The sequence below is a fragment of the Bacillus sp. 5mfcol3.1 genome, assembly GCF_900114335.1.
GTDB lineage: Bacteria > Bacillota > Bacilli > Bacillales > Bacillaceae_G > Bacillus_A > Bacillus_A thuringiensis_S.
The window spans coordinates 14,153-30,869 of sequence record NZ_FOST01000011.1 but is presented as its reverse complement, the minus strand read 5'-3'; the positions used below and the strand labels follow the sequence as shown (position 1 = coordinate 30,869).

Genomic DNA, 16,717 nt, shown 5'->3' with positions numbered 1-16,717 from the left:
TTTTATTCGAAATAACTCTACAGATATACACGGTATGTAAGTTATCCTTGATTTTTTAATTAAATATTCAGAAAATATAGGGTGATTTTGTAGAAGTGTTGTATGTCTTAATCCATTTAACAAAAAAAGATCATGCAAATTTGCATGATCTTTTTAGATGACCCGTACGGGATTCGAACCCGTGTTACCGCCGTGAAAGGGCGGTGTCTTAACCACTTGACCAACGGGCCGTTAAAATAAATATAGCGGCGGAGGGGATCGAACCCCCGACCTCACGGGTATGAACCGTACGCTCTAGCCAGCTGAGCTACACCGCCATGTCGTCTTATTTAACGGACAATTATTATCTTACATCAGATATTATTTAAAGTCAACACATCTTGAAAACTTTTTTAAAATATATTTTCACATATAAAAAAGCACCCTGAGCCATCACTCTGGGTACCTCTCTATATGTTAAAAACTAAACGGCCTTATTATCCGCGACGTGCGCCACGGCCACCACGTTTAGACTCTGTGTTACGCTTTAAAGAAGTTAAACGATCTTCGCTATCCTTTAAGAAGCGTGCCATCTTTTGCTCAAATGTTTCTTTTGGAGCTCGGTCGTTACCGCCACCACGATTATCTCTGTTGAAAGAGCGATTATTACGTTGTGGACGTCCAGAACGTTGTTGATCACCACCGCGTTGGTATTCACCGCGTGGACGATCTCCTTCTGTTTTTTCACGTTCTTTCGCTTTTTTGATAGATAAACCAATCTTTCCATCTTTTTCAACATTAATAACTTTTACTTCTACTTGGTCGCCCACTTTTAAGTGATCGTTAATATCTTTTACATAGTTATCAGCAACTTCACTAATATGAACAAGACCAGTTAAGCCTTCTGGCAGCTCCACAAAAGCCCCAAAATTTGTAATACCTGTTACTTTACCCTGTAACTTGCTGCCTACCTCGATTGACATAAAAAAAATGCTCCTCCTTAGTGGTTAAAAAGTCAAATTTTACTTTATTATATATAATCCTAAAATATAGTGTCAATAAGACATACTCTACTTCGAAACAGGAAAAATTATCTCCCCTTTACCAGAGAAGAAATAATCCCTTCTAGCAATCTTTAATACGTACTCTTCATCATTTAACTTTTGAACTTCGTCTTTTAGACTTTTTTCTTTATTCGTTAATGAATCCAGTTCTTTTTTCATGTCCTTAACTTTTGCTTCTTTTGCTTTAATGGAACTGTTTTGTTGATAAAACGTTACACTAATACTCGCAATAATTGTAAAAGTAAAGACAAGAAAAACCGCTAAACGGCGATAAAGTCGCTTCCTGTTCTCATCCGTTTGTATTATATGCTCTTTAACAGGATTTGGACTCTGTTTTTCGATTGTTCTTTGTCTCAGTTCCCTCATTTCCGAGGTCCCCCTAACTTCTTTTTTATACGCTCCCATATTTGGAAGATATGTCCCTTCAATTTTGCTATATATTGCAGGAACCCTATATGTTTCACTATAAAAAGTTTAACACGATTAGGGAGAAGTTTCCATATGAGCGAAGCAATAAATCGAACAGGCCAGAAAAAAACTTTCCATATGAAAAGTAATATCCAAATCACAATTTTCCATAACACATGTCCAATTGAAAGCAGTATACGAAATAAGAATAATATAAATGCAATAAATAGCTGCGCTATAATAATAACAGGTTTTATCATGAGTAGCTGTATAATTCGAACAAAAAAATATGTTGTTTGCATAAAAATATAGATGAGAAAATTTAACAGCTTCATGTATAGTGCTTTCAGTAAGCTTTGATATGCCGCAAAACCACATAACAATGCCAAAAACACATATATACGTAGTTCAGCTTCATTTACGAGAAGCAATACATAAAAGACGAATAATGCTTGGACAATCCAAAATAATATATCTTGTATAAATACAAGCCAACGTTTACGTTCTTGGCGCTTTAAAAAACGTTGATATGTATCTAAAGACGCTCCAATCCAAGCACCCATTCCAATCATTGAAAGCATTGTATACAACTGAATTGTTAGACTCATTTAAACAACTTACTAAAGAAACCTTTAGTTTTTTCTCCTTGATTTTCATCAATATACAGCATCTCATTAACTTTCCCTTTAATCGACACAATACCTTTTTCTACATCTAAATTTTTCATTTGTAAATTTTGACCACGAATCGTTAAAAAACCCATTACGGTCTCTAGCAAAAACTCTTCGCTATCAAAACTCTCTACCTGCTTCACACCGGTAATATCAATTATACGCCTGCCACGCATAATAATGTCATGTTCTACAGAAACATTTTGTTGATTAGAAGACGTAGGTGAGTAACCATTATTCACGTAAATCCCCCCATAGGTTTTTACTAGCTAATAGTAATGTATGAGGGGATACATGATTTTAGAACAAGCCTTCTTCCGCTTTTACTTTTTCTTCACGAACTAAGCTATACATATTTGCTGCATCTTCTTTTTTAGTTGTTTCTTTCAATTCATTTATTTTTACAGTCACTATTTTTTGACCAAAACGAATTGTTAATTCATCAGCTACTTTCACATCAGAACTCGCTTTTGCCACTTGACCATTAATAGATATTCTTCCTTGATCAGCTACTTCTTTCGCTAATGTTCTTCTTTTAATTAAACGTGACACTTTTAAAAACTTATCTAGACGCATATCAAATCCCCCTATTAACGCTCTGTTTGTTTCGCTTCTTCCCATAAAACATCTAACTGTTCTAATGATAAATCTTCCATCTCTTTATTCATTTCAGCTACTTTTGCCTCCATGTATAAAAAACGACCAGTAAATTTCTCATTAGTTGAACGTAACGCCTCTTCTGGATCTATTTTGTAATGACGGGCTATATTAACAAATGCAAATAGTAAATCACCAAACTCACCTAGCATCTTTTCCTCATCCATGTTTGTAACTTCTTGTTGGAACTCTTGCCATTCTTCCAAAGCTTTCTCTATCATCGGCTGCACATCAACCCAATCAAATCCAACCTTACCAGCTTTCTTCTGAATTTCAAAGGCGCGTAGTAACTGCGGCAAACTTTTAGGAACGCCATTTAAAACAGATTCTTTCACGAATCCTTTTTCTTGTTTTTTAATTTCTTCCCAATTGGCAATCACTTCATCAGCATTGTTTACATCCGTATTTCCAAATACATGTGGATGGCGACGAACCATTTTTTCAGATAGAGTTCGAATGATATCATCTATAGAGAACCAACCTTCATCTTCTCCGATTTGAGCATGAAGCATAACTTGTAATAATATATCACCTAATTCTTCTACTAAGTGATCATCATCCTCTTCATCAATTGCTTCCAACACCTCATAAGCTTCCTCAATTAAATATTTCTTTAATGATTGATGCGTTTGCTTTTTATCCCACGGACAACCATTTGGACCACGCAGGTCTGCAATAATTTCTCTAAGAACATCAAACTGTTGATACAAGGACGCACGCTCCTGAACAGGTGGCACGTACACACTTGTTAAATTATTCAATTCCGTTTCATGATCTAACATGTACAACGGTACCTTCTTTACTTGTTCAAATGAAGTTCCTGCAGCTGTTACGATATACACTTCATAATCATCTGGCAACATCTCCATTAATGTTAATTTCACATCAGATGCAACGAATGCATCATATACTTGGCAAAAGATTAAATGTTGACGTAATTCTAATTGCCCTCTTTCAAATGATGTAGCATCAAGTAATTGAAATCCTTCAATCGGATCAATTTTTAGGCTTGCAAACATAGGATCAAGGAAACTTTGTCCACCCTCAATTCGCACTTCAACATTTGAAACGTCTCCTTTTTCCAACAATAGCTGAACTGTTCTTTCTGCTACAAGTGGATGCCCCGGAACCGCATAGATAATTTCTGTACCTTCAGCTTGTTCTAGCAATTTATTCGCAATTGTTTCATATACAATTTCAAACGTATCATGTGCTTCATATACAGCATCAAAAGCCGTATATTGTATACCTTCTTTCTCCAATTCTTCTATAACCGGATGTTCCTTCGTTCTAACAAACAGATGGTCTGCTTCTTTTATTTTTCGATATACACCCATCGTTAGCTGATCTAATTCACCAGCACCTAAACCTAAAACAGTAATGATTCCACTCACAACCTGTCACCTCTATCCACTCTTCTTCAATGAACCTTCTTTTTTCTCTTGTTTCATAACAGTTCCTAATTCTTTTTTTGTAAATACACGTAATTTTAAAATAAAAAACATATATGTCAATCCGCCGATGGCTACACCTAACAACGCTTCAAGCGTCGCGCTCGCTCTATGTTCCGTATCAATTACTAATCCAGACATCTGCAACACACGCGTGAACATCATTAATACAAATCCCATACAGATACCACTAATTACTACACCTAACATATTTCGCTTATTGATAAGTGACCCTGATACAGCTCTCATAAGCAACAAACTATTTAGTCCAGAAATTATGATTAACGCACATAAAGTCGCTAAGGCTGCCCCTTTCACACCAAAATAAGGCATGAATATATAATTTAACGCTAACTTTAAGCAACCTCCAAATACAACAAATAATGCTGGCTTAAATGTTTGTCCCAACCCTTGTAAAATAGAAGCCGTCGTAATTGACAATGAACTAAATAAAATAGATAAAGATAAAATAGATAAAACATCTGATCCATCACTATTTTCAAACAACATAATATTCGTAGGTTGAATAATACAAGTTAGTCCAATAGCTGCTGCAAATCCAATAACAAATGTTATTTTCATTGCTAACTTTACCTTTTCTTGAATAAAGGAAAGATCTCCTCTTTCCTTCGCCGCTGTAATAATTGGAATAAGTGATAACGAGAAAGAAGTCGTCACAACAGTACCTAATTGCATTAGCGGAATACTTCTATCATAAACACCCTTTAATACTTTTGCACTTTCAGCCTGTTCTCCCGCACCAATAAGTAAAGTGTACAAGGACATTGAATCAGCCATCTGTATAAAAATAAGCACTAAATTACTAACACAAATCGCTAATCCCTGCCAAAAAAGGATTTTAATTATCTTCCTTTTACCCTTAATTCTCGCTACACGTTTAAAAAATATGGAACGAAAATCTCGACGCATATACAACATAAGTACAATAATCCCAATAAGTCCACCCGCAATTGAGCCTAACATAGCCCCTGCACCAACTGTATATAAATCAAATCCGTGAGCAATTAGGAATAGCGATAAAAATACAATAATAGAAACTCGAATTGTTTGTTCTATTACTTGCGAAACAGCCGTTGGCATCATATTATTGAACCCTTGAAAATACCCTCTTGCTACAGACAAAAACGGCATCAATAAGAACGAAAATGAAATAACACGTACCAACTTATCTAAGTGCATATCGCCCATAGCTATCGCGATTGTTTCGGCCCCAAAAAACAATGTAAAGAAACCTATAAAACCAATTCCTAATAAAAACCAAAAAGATACACAAATAATTTCTTCTGCTTCTCTCTGTTTTCCCCACTCTAGTCGTTCTGCAACCATTTTTGAAATGATAACAGGAAATCCATAAGTAGCTAAAATTAAACAAAATCCATAAAACGGGTAAATTTGTTGGTAAATATAAAAACCAATATCCCCTGCTATATTTTGATATGGAATACGGTAAAAAGCGCTTAATACTTTTGTAACAAAACTTGCAATCGTTAATATAATAGCCCCACGCCAAAAGGCTTGATACTTCTTCGCTTCCATACAAGAAAACTCCTTTTTCTATTCTCACCTCTCGTATTATATCATAAAGAAAAGTACAAACTCCCTTACCACCACGGGTAATACTAGGTCCCTACACGTTAAAAATATTCAATGAAAAAAGGTAGCAAAGCGCTACCTTCATTCAATATACATATATCTCCAAATAATTGATTTCTCAAAAAGAAAGATCATAATTAGGAAAGATTGCTACTTCTAAAATCAATATACCCTTACTGTTCCATTTGTTTCGCTAAGAAACTGGCAGCAGTATTAACCGCTTTATGCTCGATTTCGCTTATAATAGCTTCTTTTGAAAAAATAATGACGGCTCCAATTGGGTCTCCGTTTGCAACAATCGGTCCAACTGTATAAGAATGAACCTTTTCTGTTACACCATCGATAATGGAAATATCACTTTCGTCCGTCATAATAACAGACTTTCTTTCTTCCATCGTTTTTTCGATTAGATCGCCAACACTTTTATTTAAGTATTCTTTTTTCGATACGCCTGATACTGCGATGATAGAATCTCGGTCACAGACAAGCACATTATGTCCTAAGCTGTCATATAAAGCCTCAGCATATTCCTTTGCAAAATCACCTAGTTCACTAATTGGAGAATACTTCTTTAAAATTACTTCTCCATCGCGATCAACAAATATTTCTAGTGGGTCTCCTTCTCGAATACGTAAAGTTCTACGAATTTCCTTTGGGATTACTACCCTGCCTAAATCATCAATTCGACGTACGATTCCAGTTGCTTTCATTCTAATGCTGCCTCACTTTCTACTGATGATCAAAGTGGTGAATTTACCTGTTCATGTAAAAATCACCAACTGTTAGACATAGTATTTTACACATTAGTTCTTCTATGCACGTCGAATTGTATTTTTTTATCTTATTTTAGGCATTTATTACTTCTTTTTTCACATCTGGTAAGCCTTTTAATAAATTTTCAGCAATTGTTAACCACTTCGATGTCTCTAAGCCATTTGTTTTCATAACAATTTTCAATTGTGATCCTTCCATTCCTAGACCGATCATACGCCCAAAACTATTTCCGAGCATGAATAATTTTCCACCATCAATATTTTGACTTGCTTGTTCAGAAAACAGGAATGTTACTTCAAATTTATTCTGCTTAATTAACTCAATTTGTTCTTTCATTGCCAACACTTTAATATTTGCAATTTGTAATAAATAACCAACTTCTTGTGGGTAATCACCGAATCTATCGATCATTTCTTCCTGCAATTCTTCAATATCCTCAATTGCAGAAACACCTCTAAATTGTTTATACATCATAATTTTTTGCTTACTATCTGAAATATAAGCATCTGGTAAGTATGCATCTACCTCTAAGTCAATTTCAACATTAACTGTATTTTCAGCCCCATCTGTTCCTCTTCGCTGTTCAATTGCATCTTTTAACATTTGAGAATACAGATCAAATCCGACAGAATCAATAAACCCATGCTGTTCTGCTCCTAACAAATTACCTGCTCCACGAATAGATAAATCTCTCATCGCAATTTTGAAACCAGATCCAAGTTCTGTGAACTCTTTAATTGCTTGCAGACGCTTCTCTGCAACTTCTGACAGCACTTTGTCACGTTTATAGGCAAAGTATGCATATGCAACACGATTAGAACGTCCAACACGCCCACGAAGCTGGTACAACTGTGATAACCCCATACGATCTGCATCAAATACAATTAACGTATTTACGTTCGGAATATCTACACCCGTCTCAATAATTGTTGTACTTACAAGAACATCATGCTGTCCTTCTAAAAATGATAGCATAACAGACTCTAATTCACTTTCGTTCATTTTCCCATGTGCGTACGTTACGCGAGCATCTGGAACTAACATCGAAATTTCATCTGCTTTTCTTTCAATATCCTCTACACGGTTATATAGGAAGTAAATTTGACCGCCTCTTGCAAGCTCTCGCTCTATCGCCTCTCGCATTAATGCTGGATTATACTCTACTACATACGTTTGGACTGGGAAACGATTTTCTGGCGGTGTCTCAATAACAGATAAGTCGCGCACACCAAGCATAGACATATGAAGCGTCCGCGGAATCGGAGTTGCCGTTAATGTTAATACGTCAACATTCGCCTTCAATTGTTTAATTTTTTCTTTATGCGTCACACCAAATCTTTGTTCTTCATCAATAATAAGAAGCCCTAAATCTTTATAAGTGACATCTTTAGATAAAATACGATGTGTTCCGATTACAATATCTATTGTGCCATCCTTTAAGCCCTTAATCGTTTCATTTTGTTGCTTTCTCGTACGGAATCTACTTAATAATCCTATATTGATTGGATAATCTTGAAAACGCTCTCGAATTGTTTCATAGTGTTGCTGCGCAAGAATCGTTGTCGGTACTAAAATCGCAACTTGTTTTTCATCCATAATTGCTTTAAATGCCGCACGAATAGCCACTTCCGTCTTTCCATACCCTACATCACCACAAAGGAGCCTATCCATCGGGCGTCCGCGTTCCATATCTTTTTTAATCTCGTCAATAGAACGTAACTGATCCTCTGTCTCTTGATATGGGAAAGATGATTCGAACTCTTGTTGTTCTGCCGTATCTGGCGTATATGCATAGCCTTTTGAAGCTTCGCGCTCAGCATATAGTTTAATTAGGTCATCCGCAATGTCTTGTACAGATTTTTCAACTTTCGTTTTAACCTTTTTCCAATCATTTCCGCCTAATTTGTAAACTTTCGGATCCTTACCTTCAGACCCTACATATTTTTGGACTTGATCAATTTGTTCAATTGGAACGTATAACTTATCATTACCTTGATATTTAATATTTAAATAATCTTTATGAACACCATTAATCTCTAATGTCTCAATACCTAAAAATTTACCTATACCATGATTTACGTGAACTACATAATCTCCAACTTTTAATTCCGAATAACTTTTAATACGTTCAGCATTCGATAACTTTTGTTTACGTTGTGATTTTTTAACTTTCTTATGAAAAAGCTCCTTTTCAGTAATGACAACAAGCTTTTGCATCGGCATTTCAAACCCTGCATGTAAATCACCTACAGCAATTTGTAGCCTTCCAGGCAATAAGATATCTGTGCCTTCTACAATATCTGCCTCAATATCATAATCACTTAAAATATGTTGTAATTTCTTCACACGTTCATCATCTGTTCCAAGTACAACAGTCGTAAAATGCCCTTCATTCCATCTATCAATTTCTGTTTTTAACAAATTCATCTGTCCATGGAAATCTTGCATTGTTTTACATGTTACATTTACAATATTTTGCGGATGTGTGTGTGCGATATGACGCAAGAATAACGTTAAATATACAAAACTTCTTTTTTTATGATGAAGAAACCCCTCAAATGCGTGAGAGAAAGATAAATCTTGAATAATTGTTCCTTCACCAAGAAGTGATATATACCATTCCGCCTCTTCTGTTTCAAGATGTGATGCTGTTTCTTGAATACGGGAAATCTCATCTAAAATTACAACACCATCTTCTGGTAAATAATCTATCAGACTAGCAGGTTCTTTATAGAAAATAGATAAGTATTTAAACATCTGTTCTATACTTTGCCCGTTTTTCAACATCTCAATTTCATGACTTACCGTCTCAAGCACTGTAGTCTTTAGTTTATCATCAGAAAGTTTTTGCATCGTCTTAGTCAAACCTTCTTCAAGATGCTGAATTCCTGATTTTAATTCTTCCTGTGAAAATAAAAACTCTGTTGCCGGACCAAACCTAACGCTTTCTTTTTTACCTTGAGAACGCTGTTCATCCACATCAAATAATCGAATAGAATCGACTTCTGTATCAAAAAATTCAATACGAAATGGTAGTTCTTCAGTTAAAGGATAAATATCTAATATTCCCCCGCGTAAACTGAACTCCCCTGGAGCTTCTACCATCGACTTACGTTCATAGCCAATATGATGTAAAGTATGCAAGAGCGCATCTAAATCAATCTCTTGCCCTAGATTGATTTCAACTTGCTTTTGCTTCCACAATTCTTTTATTGGTAAAAATCTACGCAATCCTGCCACTGGCGCTACAATGATTCCATTCTCTCCCGCAGCCAAGCGATTTAACACTTCTATACGTTGCGCCTTCAATTCTGGACTTGCAACCCCAATTTCCGATGCTATCAGTTCATTCACTGGATATAGCCACACATCTTTTTCACCAAGTAACGCCACTAAATCTTCATGTACTTTTTGTGCTTGGTATAAGTTATGTGTAACGATTAATTGTGATTTTTTTGTTTTTTTATATAAAGCCGCCATTAATAATGAACGAGAAGACGTTGCCATCCCTGATATAAGTTGTTCTTTTAACCCATCTTCTAATCCATTAATAACCGATTGTATCTCTTCATTTTTATAAAATTGCTCTAATAAACCTATCATTTTTAAAACTCCTCTCAACATAAAGAGCAAGTCATTCTATTTTATGCAAATATTTTGGAAAAGGAAAACAGAAAAATGCTTTGGACATGCCAAAGCGACAACATTTTATTGCAGAAATTTTTCATACTCATAATACTCAGGATAAGATGCGAGCGTTTCTTGACACGATTCACAAATTGTTTTTATATATATATTTCCATTCTCATGAAAATGAATCATCTCTACTACTTCTTGCTCTGTTAGTTGAAATAAAACGTCGCTATATACTTTTTCTGCGTTAATGGAGCCTACATTACCTCCGCAGTGTCTGCAATAATAATACCCTTCCATACTAGCCTCCTAAAAATTCAATTACTACTAGTATGGGTAAAACAAAAGAGAAATATTCCCAATCTCATTTTTAACTATTGAAAGTATTCATGATTTGGAGAAAAGGCTTATTTAGCCACTCTTCACATGCATCCGCTGCTTTTTCAATAGAATGGTTAACATCCGGAATCTCTTCAGATGTAAAGCGTCCTAATACATAATCGACTACCTTCATTCCATTTTTCGGGCGATCGATTCCCATACGGATACGTTGAAATTCTTGTGTTCCTAGGTGCGAAATCGTTGACTTTACACCATTATGTCCACCAGCACTACCTTTCATGCGAAGACGCAATTTACCTACAGGAATGTCTAAATCGTCGTACATAACAACGAAGTCCTCAACATCAATTTTATAATAATCCATGAGTGGACGAATACTTTCCCCAGATAAATTCATATATGTTAGCGGCTTTAATAAGATTACCTTTTCTCCATTAACAAACCCTGCACCAAATACACCTTTAAATTTTTGTTCATTCAAAGAAATGTTCCAACGCTTCGCAAGTTCATCAATGGCCATAAATCCAATATTATGCCTTGTTAATTCATATTCTCTACCTGGGTTCCCAAGTCCTACTATCAATTTCATTCTTGTACCACTACTTTCTTTTTTCGATACGAAAAGACGTAACCAAAATTGGTTACGTCTCATTCTATCCAATTAATTGAATAATACACTCACAGATTCTTCTTCGTATACACGAATGATTGCTTCTCCAATTAATGGAGCAACTGAAAGTTCATGTACTTTGTCGATTTTCTTCTCTTCTGGTAATACGATAGAGTTCGTTACAACTAACTCTTTAATATTTGAATTTTGAATACGCTCAATTGCTGGGCCAGATAATACTGGGTGTGTACAGCAAGCATATACTTCAGAAGCACCGTTCTCAACAAGAGCGTTTGCTGCTAATGTAATTGTACCAGCTGTATCAATGATGTCATCAATTAAAATCGCTGTTTTTCCTTCAATATTACCGATAATGTTCATTACCTCTGATACGTTCGGGCGAGGACGACGCTTATCAATAATAGCGATTGGCGCTTTTAGACGATCTGCCATTTTTCTTGCACGAGTTACACCACCATGATCAGGAGACACGATTACGATATCTTTAAGACCTTTTGTTTCAAAGTAATCAGAAAGAATCGGTACACCCATTAAGTGGTCGATTGGGATATCAAAGAACCCTTGAATTTGTGGAGCATGTAAATCTAGAGTGATTACACGAGTTGCACCTGCTGTTTCAAGCAAGTTTGCTACAAGTTTCGATGTAATTGGTTCACGAGAACGCGCTTTACGGTCTTGACGCGCATAACCATAATAAGGAATAACAATATTAATTGTTTTCGCAGATGCACGTTTTAATGCATCGATCATAATAAGTAATTCCATGATATGTTCGTTTACTGGGAAGCTTGTAGATTGAATAATGAATACATCGCAACCACGGATACTTTCTTCAATGTTAATTTGAACTTCTCCATCACTAAAACGATCAACAGAACATTTTCCTAGTCCTACTCCAATATGCTTTGCAATCTGCTCAGCAAGTTCCTTATTAGAGTTTAAAGAGAATACTTTCAAATTAGAATTTAGATATTGAGTCGACATCTAGATTAACCCTCCACATTATGATTTTTTCTTATTCAGCAATTGATCAACATAGTCTTCTTTGTTAACTTGACGTGCACGTGCTACCGATAATGCTTTTGATGGAACATTCTCTGTAATTGTAGAGCCTGCTGCCACATAAGCACCATCTTCAACTGTTACTGGAGCAACAAGGTTTGAATTACATCCAATAAATACCCCATTACCAATCACAGTTTTGAATTTATTCTTACCGTCATAGTTCACCGTAATTGAACCACAACCAAGATTCACGTCTTCTCCAACTTGTGCATCCCCGATATAACTCAAGTGTGAAGCTTTACTTCTATTACCAAAGACAGTTTTTTTGATTTCCACGAAGTTTCCAACGCGTACTTCGTCTCCAATAACTGAATCTGGGCGAATGTGTGCAAATGGACCAATCGATACTTCTGTACCAAGTTTACTATCATGTACAGTAGATTGACGAATTGTCGTACGATCTCCAATTTCACTATCACGAATTACTGTATGCGGTCCAATTTCACAATCAGAACCAATTACAGTGTTCCCCTCAATAATTGTTCCTGGATGAAGAACTGTATCACTACCGATAATTGCATCAGCAGAAATATAAGTGTTACTTGGATCAATAATTGTAACACCATTTACCATGTTCTTTCGGTTGATACGGTTTTTCATAATAATTTCCGCTTGCGATAGAGCGACTCTGTCGTTAACACCTAACGTTTCATCGAACTGCTCTGTTTGATAAGCTGATACGATATGACCTTCATTTTTTAAAATCTCAATAACATCTGGAAGGTAATATTCACCTTGTACGTTATCATTTGAAACTTTAGAAAGTGAAGCAAATAAAGCCTTATTATCAAAACAATACGTACCTGTATTGATTTCTTTAATAGCTAATTCTTTCTCATTTGCATCTTTATGCTCAACAATCTTTTCAACATGACCATTCTCATTACGAACAATACGGCCATATCCAGCAGGTTCTTCTATGTACGCTGTTAGCACCGTCGCCATTGCTCCTGCTTCTTTATGTTGCTGAAGTAATGCTTCCATCGTTTCAGCAGTTATTAGCGGCGTATCCCCACAAATAACTAAAGTTGTTCCTTCTTCATTTGCAAGTACACTTGCAGCTTGATCTACAGCATGTGCTGTACCAAGTTGTTCTGCTTGTAATGCAAACTCACTTACGTTTCCTAGCTGTTCTTGTACCATTTCAGCACCATGCCCAACAACCGTTACAAGTTTCTGCAATCCTAATTGAGATACTTGATCGACTACGTGTTGTACCATAGGTTTTCCACATACAGGATGCAGCACTTTGTATAGCTTAGACTTCATACGTGTGCCTTTACCTGCAGCTAGAATCACTGCAAATCTGTTTGACATATAGACCCTCCATCGCAACCTATTTATCCATTAAAGATATTATCCTAAATCATCATATATTTCAAGAAACACATTTTAACTATTAAATTTTACCATAATTCTTATAAGATGTTTTACTCTTTAGTATCTTTTTTAAGAAATAAGCTATACTATTTAAAATGATTTTGAAAAAATTAGTAGTTTCTTCTTTTTATGTTAATGAATTATGAAATTTTCAAATATAAAGCAAAAAAAAAAAACAAACTCCTGTAAATGCTTACAGGAGTTTGCTACAAAATTATAAGGCTTTTCGTCAAAGCCCTTTTCATTCGAATTTTACGAAGCACCTGCTTCTTCAAACTCAACCTCTTCTAACTCGCCTAAACGATGATACTCTGTTAAAACCGCATCTTGAATTTTAGAGCGTGTACCAGAATTAATCGGATGTGCAATGTCACGGAACTCTCCATCTGGAGTACGTTTACTTGGCATTGCTACAAATAATCCATTATTACCATCAATTACACGAATATCATGAACAACAAATTCATGGTCCAAAGTAATAGAGGCAATTGCTCTCATGCGGCCTTCTGTGTTTACGCGGCGTAATCTTACGTCAGTCACTTCCATCTTGTGTTCACCACCCTTTTCTAAATAAGCGATATATTTGTATAAATTCCACAAATTTTCTATTTTCCCTTTAATTTTTTAAAAATTTTTAAGATAAAAATTTTTAATGTAGTTGAATATAGAGATTAGTGGAGGTTATCGCTTACAAAAGGTTACTTAACTAGGGCGATTACTTCAATTTCAACGGAAACATCTTTCGGTAATTTTGCTACTTGCACACAAGATCGAGCTGGTTTATGAGTAGAGAAATAAGAGCTATATACTTCATTCACAGCATTAAAATCATCCATGTCCTTTAAAAATACTGTTGTTTTTACGACTGTATCAAATGAAGCACCCGCTTCCTCTAATACCGCTTGTAAATTTTGAAATACTTGTTCTGTTTGTACTGTTACATCTCCTGTTACAAGCTCCCCATTTTCCGTTAATGGAATTTGTCCTGAGCTATAAAACATATTATTTACAATAATCCCTTGTGAGTAAGGTCCAATCGCTTGTGGTGCCTTGCTTGTTTGAACAACTTTCATACTTTTCACCCTTTTATTATTTATTTTACTCTTTAAAAATAGTGTACGAAAGGCAGTTTGTCCATCTATTTTATAATCTATAAATAAAATAAAAAAAGATAGAGCTATCTGCTCTACCTTTTATTCAGCCTCTACAAGCCCTTCATCAAATGGTGCAAGAGAATAATTCCCTTTTTCCACTTGAATCGTTTTTTCTTTCACATCAACTTCCGATAGACGAATTAATGATACAAAATTATTAATTAGTCGTTCTTCAATATCTGTGGATTCTACTAATACACCAATACCAACAACATTAGCCTTGAACTCTTCTAACATACTCATCATACCTTGAATCGTTCCGCCAGCTTTCATGAAGTCATCAATAATTAAAACATTCGATCCTTCTGGAAGGCTGCGTTTTGCTAACGTCATTGTTTGAATTCGTTTAGAAGAACCCGACACATAGTTAATACTAACAGTCGGACCTTCTGTTACCTTATTATCTTTCCTTGCAATTACAACTGGTACATCTAAGTAATTTGCCACTGCATAAGCAAGTGGAATCCCTTTCGTTGCCACTGTCATAACCGCATCAATTGATTGCCTAGCAAAAACAGAAGCAAACAAACGACCTGCGCCATTAATATGGCGAGGATTACTCAATAAATCTGTCATGTATAAGTAACCGCCAGGCAAAATACGATCTGGATTTTCAAATAAGCCACAAAGCTCATCAATAATTAGATCTGCCTCTTCTTCACTTATATACGGTATATATTTCACTCCTCCTGCTGCTCCTGGTATCGTTTGCAATGTGCCGACCCCTTGTTGTTCAAACGTTTGCTTAATAATAACTAAATCCTCACTAATGGAAGACTTAGCCGATTGATACCTTTCAGCAAAAAAAGTGAGAGATACTAGCTGACGAGGGTTTTGTAGCAAGTAATAAGTCATATCGACTAATCTTGTACTTCTTCTAATTTTCATACTCTCACCTCAAATCACGAATATTCTAAACAAATCATAACGTATTATACGTCTTTATTCAAGCGTTTCTCGCTCTCCTAATAAACGTACCGCATAGACCTGTTCACAAAATCCTTTTAATCCGTTATAAATGCGATGCATTCGAGAATCATGGTGTACAAGTCCAAATACAGTTGGACCACTTCCACTCATCAATACAGCATCCGCTCCGAATCGCTTCATCTGTGATTTAATACGTGCAACTTCAGGATGCATTCCAAATGTTACATCTTCTAAAACGTTACCAACAGTATCACAAATCCCTTTATAATCTCCAGAATTTATGACATCAACCATTTTATCTACATTTGGATGTGTAACTCGATTTAACTTTAAATTTCCATACACATCAGCAGTAGATACACCTATATGTGGTTTCGCTAAAATAACCCAACAAGAAGGCGGAGTCTTTATATGCTCAATTTTCTCTCCTCTTCCAGTGGCAATTGCTGTGCCGCCATATACACAGAAAGATACATCTGATCCAATTTCTGCGCCAAGCTCTGCTAACTCATCAATTGTAAGCCCTAAATTCCATAATTTATTAAGACCACGTAATGTCGCTGCTGCATCACTACTTCCACCTGCTAATCCAGCTGCTACTGGAATCGTTTTTTCAATAGTAATAGATACACCTTTTTTTACATTAAACTTCTCTTTTAATAATTTCGCTGCCTGATAAGCTAAATTTCGTTGGTCGTCTGGGACATACCGATTATGGGATAAAATTTCAATACGGTCTTCTGCTAATTCCGTTAGTTCTAGACGATCTGCTAAATCAATGGTTGTCATAATCATTTTCACTTCATGATATCCGTCTTGTCTTTTTCCCAGTACATCTAACGACAGATTAATCTTTGCTGGTGCTTTCACTAGTAGCTTCAATCTATTCACCCACTCTATGTACTCAATCTTTTATCGTTTATTTTACCATAAATTTATAGTAAGACGATGACACTTCCCTAAT

General features: G+C 35.7%; 17 protein-coding genes and 2 tRNA genes. All 19 read right to left on the bottom strand.

Features of this window, described 5'->3' with window-relative positions; translation table 11 throughout:
• Positions 1-158 precede the first annotated feature (158 nt).
• The 19 genes from BM089_RS27515 to ispE all read right to left on the bottom strand — a co-directional run bounded on the left by BM089_RS27515 (position 159) and on the right by ispE (position 16,635).
• Positions 159-230: transfer RNA gene (locus BM089_RS27515), tRNA-Glu, on the bottom strand.
• A gap of 13 nt (positions 231-243) precedes the next feature.
• Positions 244-317, bottom strand: a tRNA-Met gene (locus tag BM089_RS27510).
• 159 nt (positions 318-476) lie between these two features.
• Positions 477-962, bottom strand: a complete 486-nt coding sequence (locus BM089_RS27505) for a S1 domain-containing RNA-binding protein (protein ID WP_000021451.1) — start codon at positions 960-962, stop codon at positions 477-479.
• A gap of 87 nt (positions 963-1,049) precedes the next feature.
• Positions 1,050-1,409, bottom strand: a complete 360-nt coding sequence (gene divIC / locus BM089_RS27500; protein WP_001208739.1) for a cell division protein DivIC — start codon at positions 1,407-1,409, stop codon at positions 1,050-1,052.
• Entirely contained in the window at positions 1,406-2,059 is a 654-nt protein-coding gene (gene yabQ, locus BM089_RS27495; RefSeq protein ID WP_000059781.1) for a spore cortex biosynthesis protein YabQ, read from the bottom strand. Before yabQ ends, divIC begins: the two co-directional genes overlap by 4 nt.
• Entirely contained in the window at positions 2,056-2,364 is a 309-nt protein-coding gene (yabP, locus tag BM089_RS27490; protein ID WP_001059104.1) for a sporulation protein YabP, read from the bottom strand. The genes yabQ and yabP overlap by 4 nt, the downstream gene beginning before the upstream one ends.
• A 58-nt stretch (positions 2,365-2,422) precedes the next feature.
• Positions 2,423-2,698, bottom strand: coding sequence for an RNA-binding S4 domain-containing protein (locus BM089_RS27485; protein ID WP_001234876.1), 276 nt, complete (start codon positions 2,696-2,698; stop codon positions 2,423-2,425).
• Between the two features lie 14 nt (positions 2,699-2,712).
• Positions 2,713-4,173 (bottom strand): bifunctional methyltransferase/pyrophosphohydrolase YabN, encoded by a 1,461-nt coding sequence (mazG, locus tag BM089_RS27480; RefSeq protein WP_000014278.1) that lies wholly within the window; start codon positions 4,171-4,173, stop codon positions 2,713-2,715.
• Positions 4,174-4,185: 12 nt separating this feature from the next.
• On the bottom strand, positions 4,186-5,787 hold the full coding sequence (locus BM089_RS27475) for a putative polysaccharide biosynthesis protein (protein WP_090978608.1): 1,602 nt from the start codon (positions 5,785-5,787) through the stop codon (positions 4,186-4,188).
• A 230-nt stretch (positions 5,788-6,017) separates the two neighbouring features.
• The gene (gene spoVT, locus BM089_RS27470; RefSeq protein WP_000648306.1) at positions 6,018-6,554 is read right to left on the bottom strand and encodes a stage V sporulation protein T; all 537 of its coding nucleotides are present in this window, start codon (positions 6,552-6,554) and stop codon (positions 6,018-6,020) included.
• 136 nt (positions 6,555-6,690) lie between these two features.
• Positions 6,691-10,221, bottom strand: coding sequence for a transcription-repair coupling factor (gene mfd / locus BM089_RS27465; protein WP_000579684.1), 3,531 nt, complete (start codon positions 10,219-10,221; stop codon positions 6,691-6,693).
• Positions 10,222-10,326: 105 nt separating this feature from the next.
• Positions 10,327-10,551 (bottom strand): anti-sigma-F factor Fin family protein, encoded by a 225-nt coding sequence (locus BM089_RS27460; protein WP_000399438.1) that lies wholly within the window; start codon positions 10,549-10,551, stop codon positions 10,327-10,329.
• A 70-nt stretch (positions 10,552-10,621) separates the two neighbouring features.
• On the bottom strand, positions 10,622-11,182 hold the full coding sequence (pth, locus tag BM089_RS27455; RefSeq protein ID WP_000767702.1) for an aminoacyl-tRNA hydrolase: 561 nt from the start codon (positions 11,180-11,182) through the stop codon (positions 10,622-10,624).
• A gap of 72 nt (positions 11,183-11,254) precedes the next feature.
• On the bottom strand, positions 11,255-12,208 hold the full coding sequence (locus tag BM089_RS27450; protein ID WP_000107420.1) for a ribose-phosphate diphosphokinase: 954 nt from the start codon (positions 12,206-12,208) through the stop codon (positions 11,255-11,257).
• A gap of 18 nt (positions 12,209-12,226) precedes the next feature.
• The gene (gene glmU, locus BM089_RS27445) at positions 12,227-13,606 is read right to left on the bottom strand and encodes a bifunctional UDP-N-acetylglucosamine diphosphorylase/glucosamine-1-phosphate N-acetyltransferase GlmU (RefSeq protein ID WP_053563253.1); all 1,380 of its coding nucleotides are present in this window, start codon (positions 13,604-13,606) and stop codon (positions 12,227-12,229) included.
• A gap of 315 nt (positions 13,607-13,921) precedes the next feature.
• Entirely contained in the window at positions 13,922-14,215 is a 294-nt protein-coding gene (gene spoVG, locus BM089_RS27440) for a septation regulator SpoVG (protein ID WP_000454041.1), read from the bottom strand.
• Between the two features lie 152 nt (positions 14,216-14,367).
• The gene (locus BM089_RS27435; protein WP_000869823.1) at positions 14,368-14,742 is read right to left on the bottom strand and encodes a RidA family protein; all 375 of its coding nucleotides are present in this window, start codon (positions 14,740-14,742) and stop codon (positions 14,368-14,370) included.
• 120 nt (positions 14,743-14,862) lie between these two features.
• The gene (gene purR / locus BM089_RS27430; protein ID WP_000702467.1) at positions 14,863-15,711 is read right to left on the bottom strand and encodes a pur operon repressor; all 849 of its coding nucleotides are present in this window, start codon (positions 15,709-15,711) and stop codon (positions 14,863-14,865) included.
• Positions 15,712-15,765: 54 nt separating this feature from the next.
• Positions 15,766-16,635 carry a 4-(cytidine 5'-diphospho)-2-C-methyl-D-erythritol kinase gene (gene ispE, locus BM089_RS27425; RefSeq protein ID WP_000772104.1) on the bottom strand — a complete coding sequence of 290 codons (870 nt, stop codon included), beginning with the start codon at positions 16,633-16,635 and terminating at the stop codon, positions 15,766-15,768.
• Positions 16,636-16,717: the final 82 nt, after the last annotated feature.

Excerpts from the sequence above, each read along its gene's own strand:
- BM089_RS27505 (WP_000021451.1), bottom strand. The coding sequence starts at position 962 with ATGTCAATCGAGGTAGGCAGCAAGTTACAGGGTAAAGTAACAGGTATT.
- divIC (WP_001208739.1), bottom strand. The coding sequence starts at position 1,409 with ATGAGGGAACTGAGACAAAGAACAATCGAAAAACAGAGTCCAAATCCT.
- yabQ (WP_000059781.1), bottom strand. The coding sequence starts at position 2,059 with ATGAGTCTAACAATTCAGTTGTATACAATGCTTTCAATGATTGGAATG.
- BM089_RS27485 (WP_001234876.1), bottom strand. The coding sequence starts at position 2,698 with ATGCGTCTAGATAAGTTTTTAAAAGTGTCACGTTTAATTAAAAGAAGA.
- BM089_RS27475 (WP_090978608.1), bottom strand. The coding sequence starts at position 5,787 with ATGGAAGCGAAGAAGTATCAAGCCTTTTGGCGTGGGGCTATTATATTA.
- spoVT (WP_000648306.1), bottom strand. The coding sequence starts at position 6,554 with ATGAAAGCAACTGGAATCGTACGTCGAATTGATGATTTAGGCAGGGTA.
- mfd (WP_000579684.1), bottom strand. The coding sequence starts at position 10,221 with ATGATAGGTTTATTAGAGCAATTTTATAAAAATGAAGAGATACAATCG.
- BM089_RS27460 (WP_000399438.1), bottom strand. The coding sequence starts at position 10,551 with ATGGAAGGGTATTATTATTGCAGACACTGCGGAGGTAATGTAGGCTCC.
- pth (WP_000767702.1), bottom strand. The coding sequence starts at position 11,182 with ATGAAATTGATAGTAGGACTTGGGAACCCAGGTAGAGAATATGAATTA.
- BM089_RS27450 (WP_000107420.1), bottom strand. The coding sequence starts at position 12,208 with ATGTCGACTCAATATCTAAATTCTAATTTGAAAGTATTCTCTTTAAAC.
- glmU (WP_053563253.1), bottom strand. The coding sequence starts at position 13,606 with ATGTCAAACAGATTTGCAGTGATTCTAGCTGCAGGTAAAGGCACACGT.
- spoVG (WP_000454041.1), bottom strand. The coding sequence starts at position 14,215 with ATGGAAGTGACTGACGTAAGATTACGCCGCGTAAACACAGAAGGCCGC.
- BM089_RS27435 (WP_000869823.1), bottom strand. The coding sequence starts at position 14,742 with ATGAAAGTTGTTCAAACAAGCAAGGCACCACAAGCGATTGGACCTTAC.
- purR (WP_000702467.1), bottom strand. The coding sequence starts at position 15,711 with ATGAAAATTAGAAGAAGTACAAGATTAGTCGATATGACTTATTACTTG.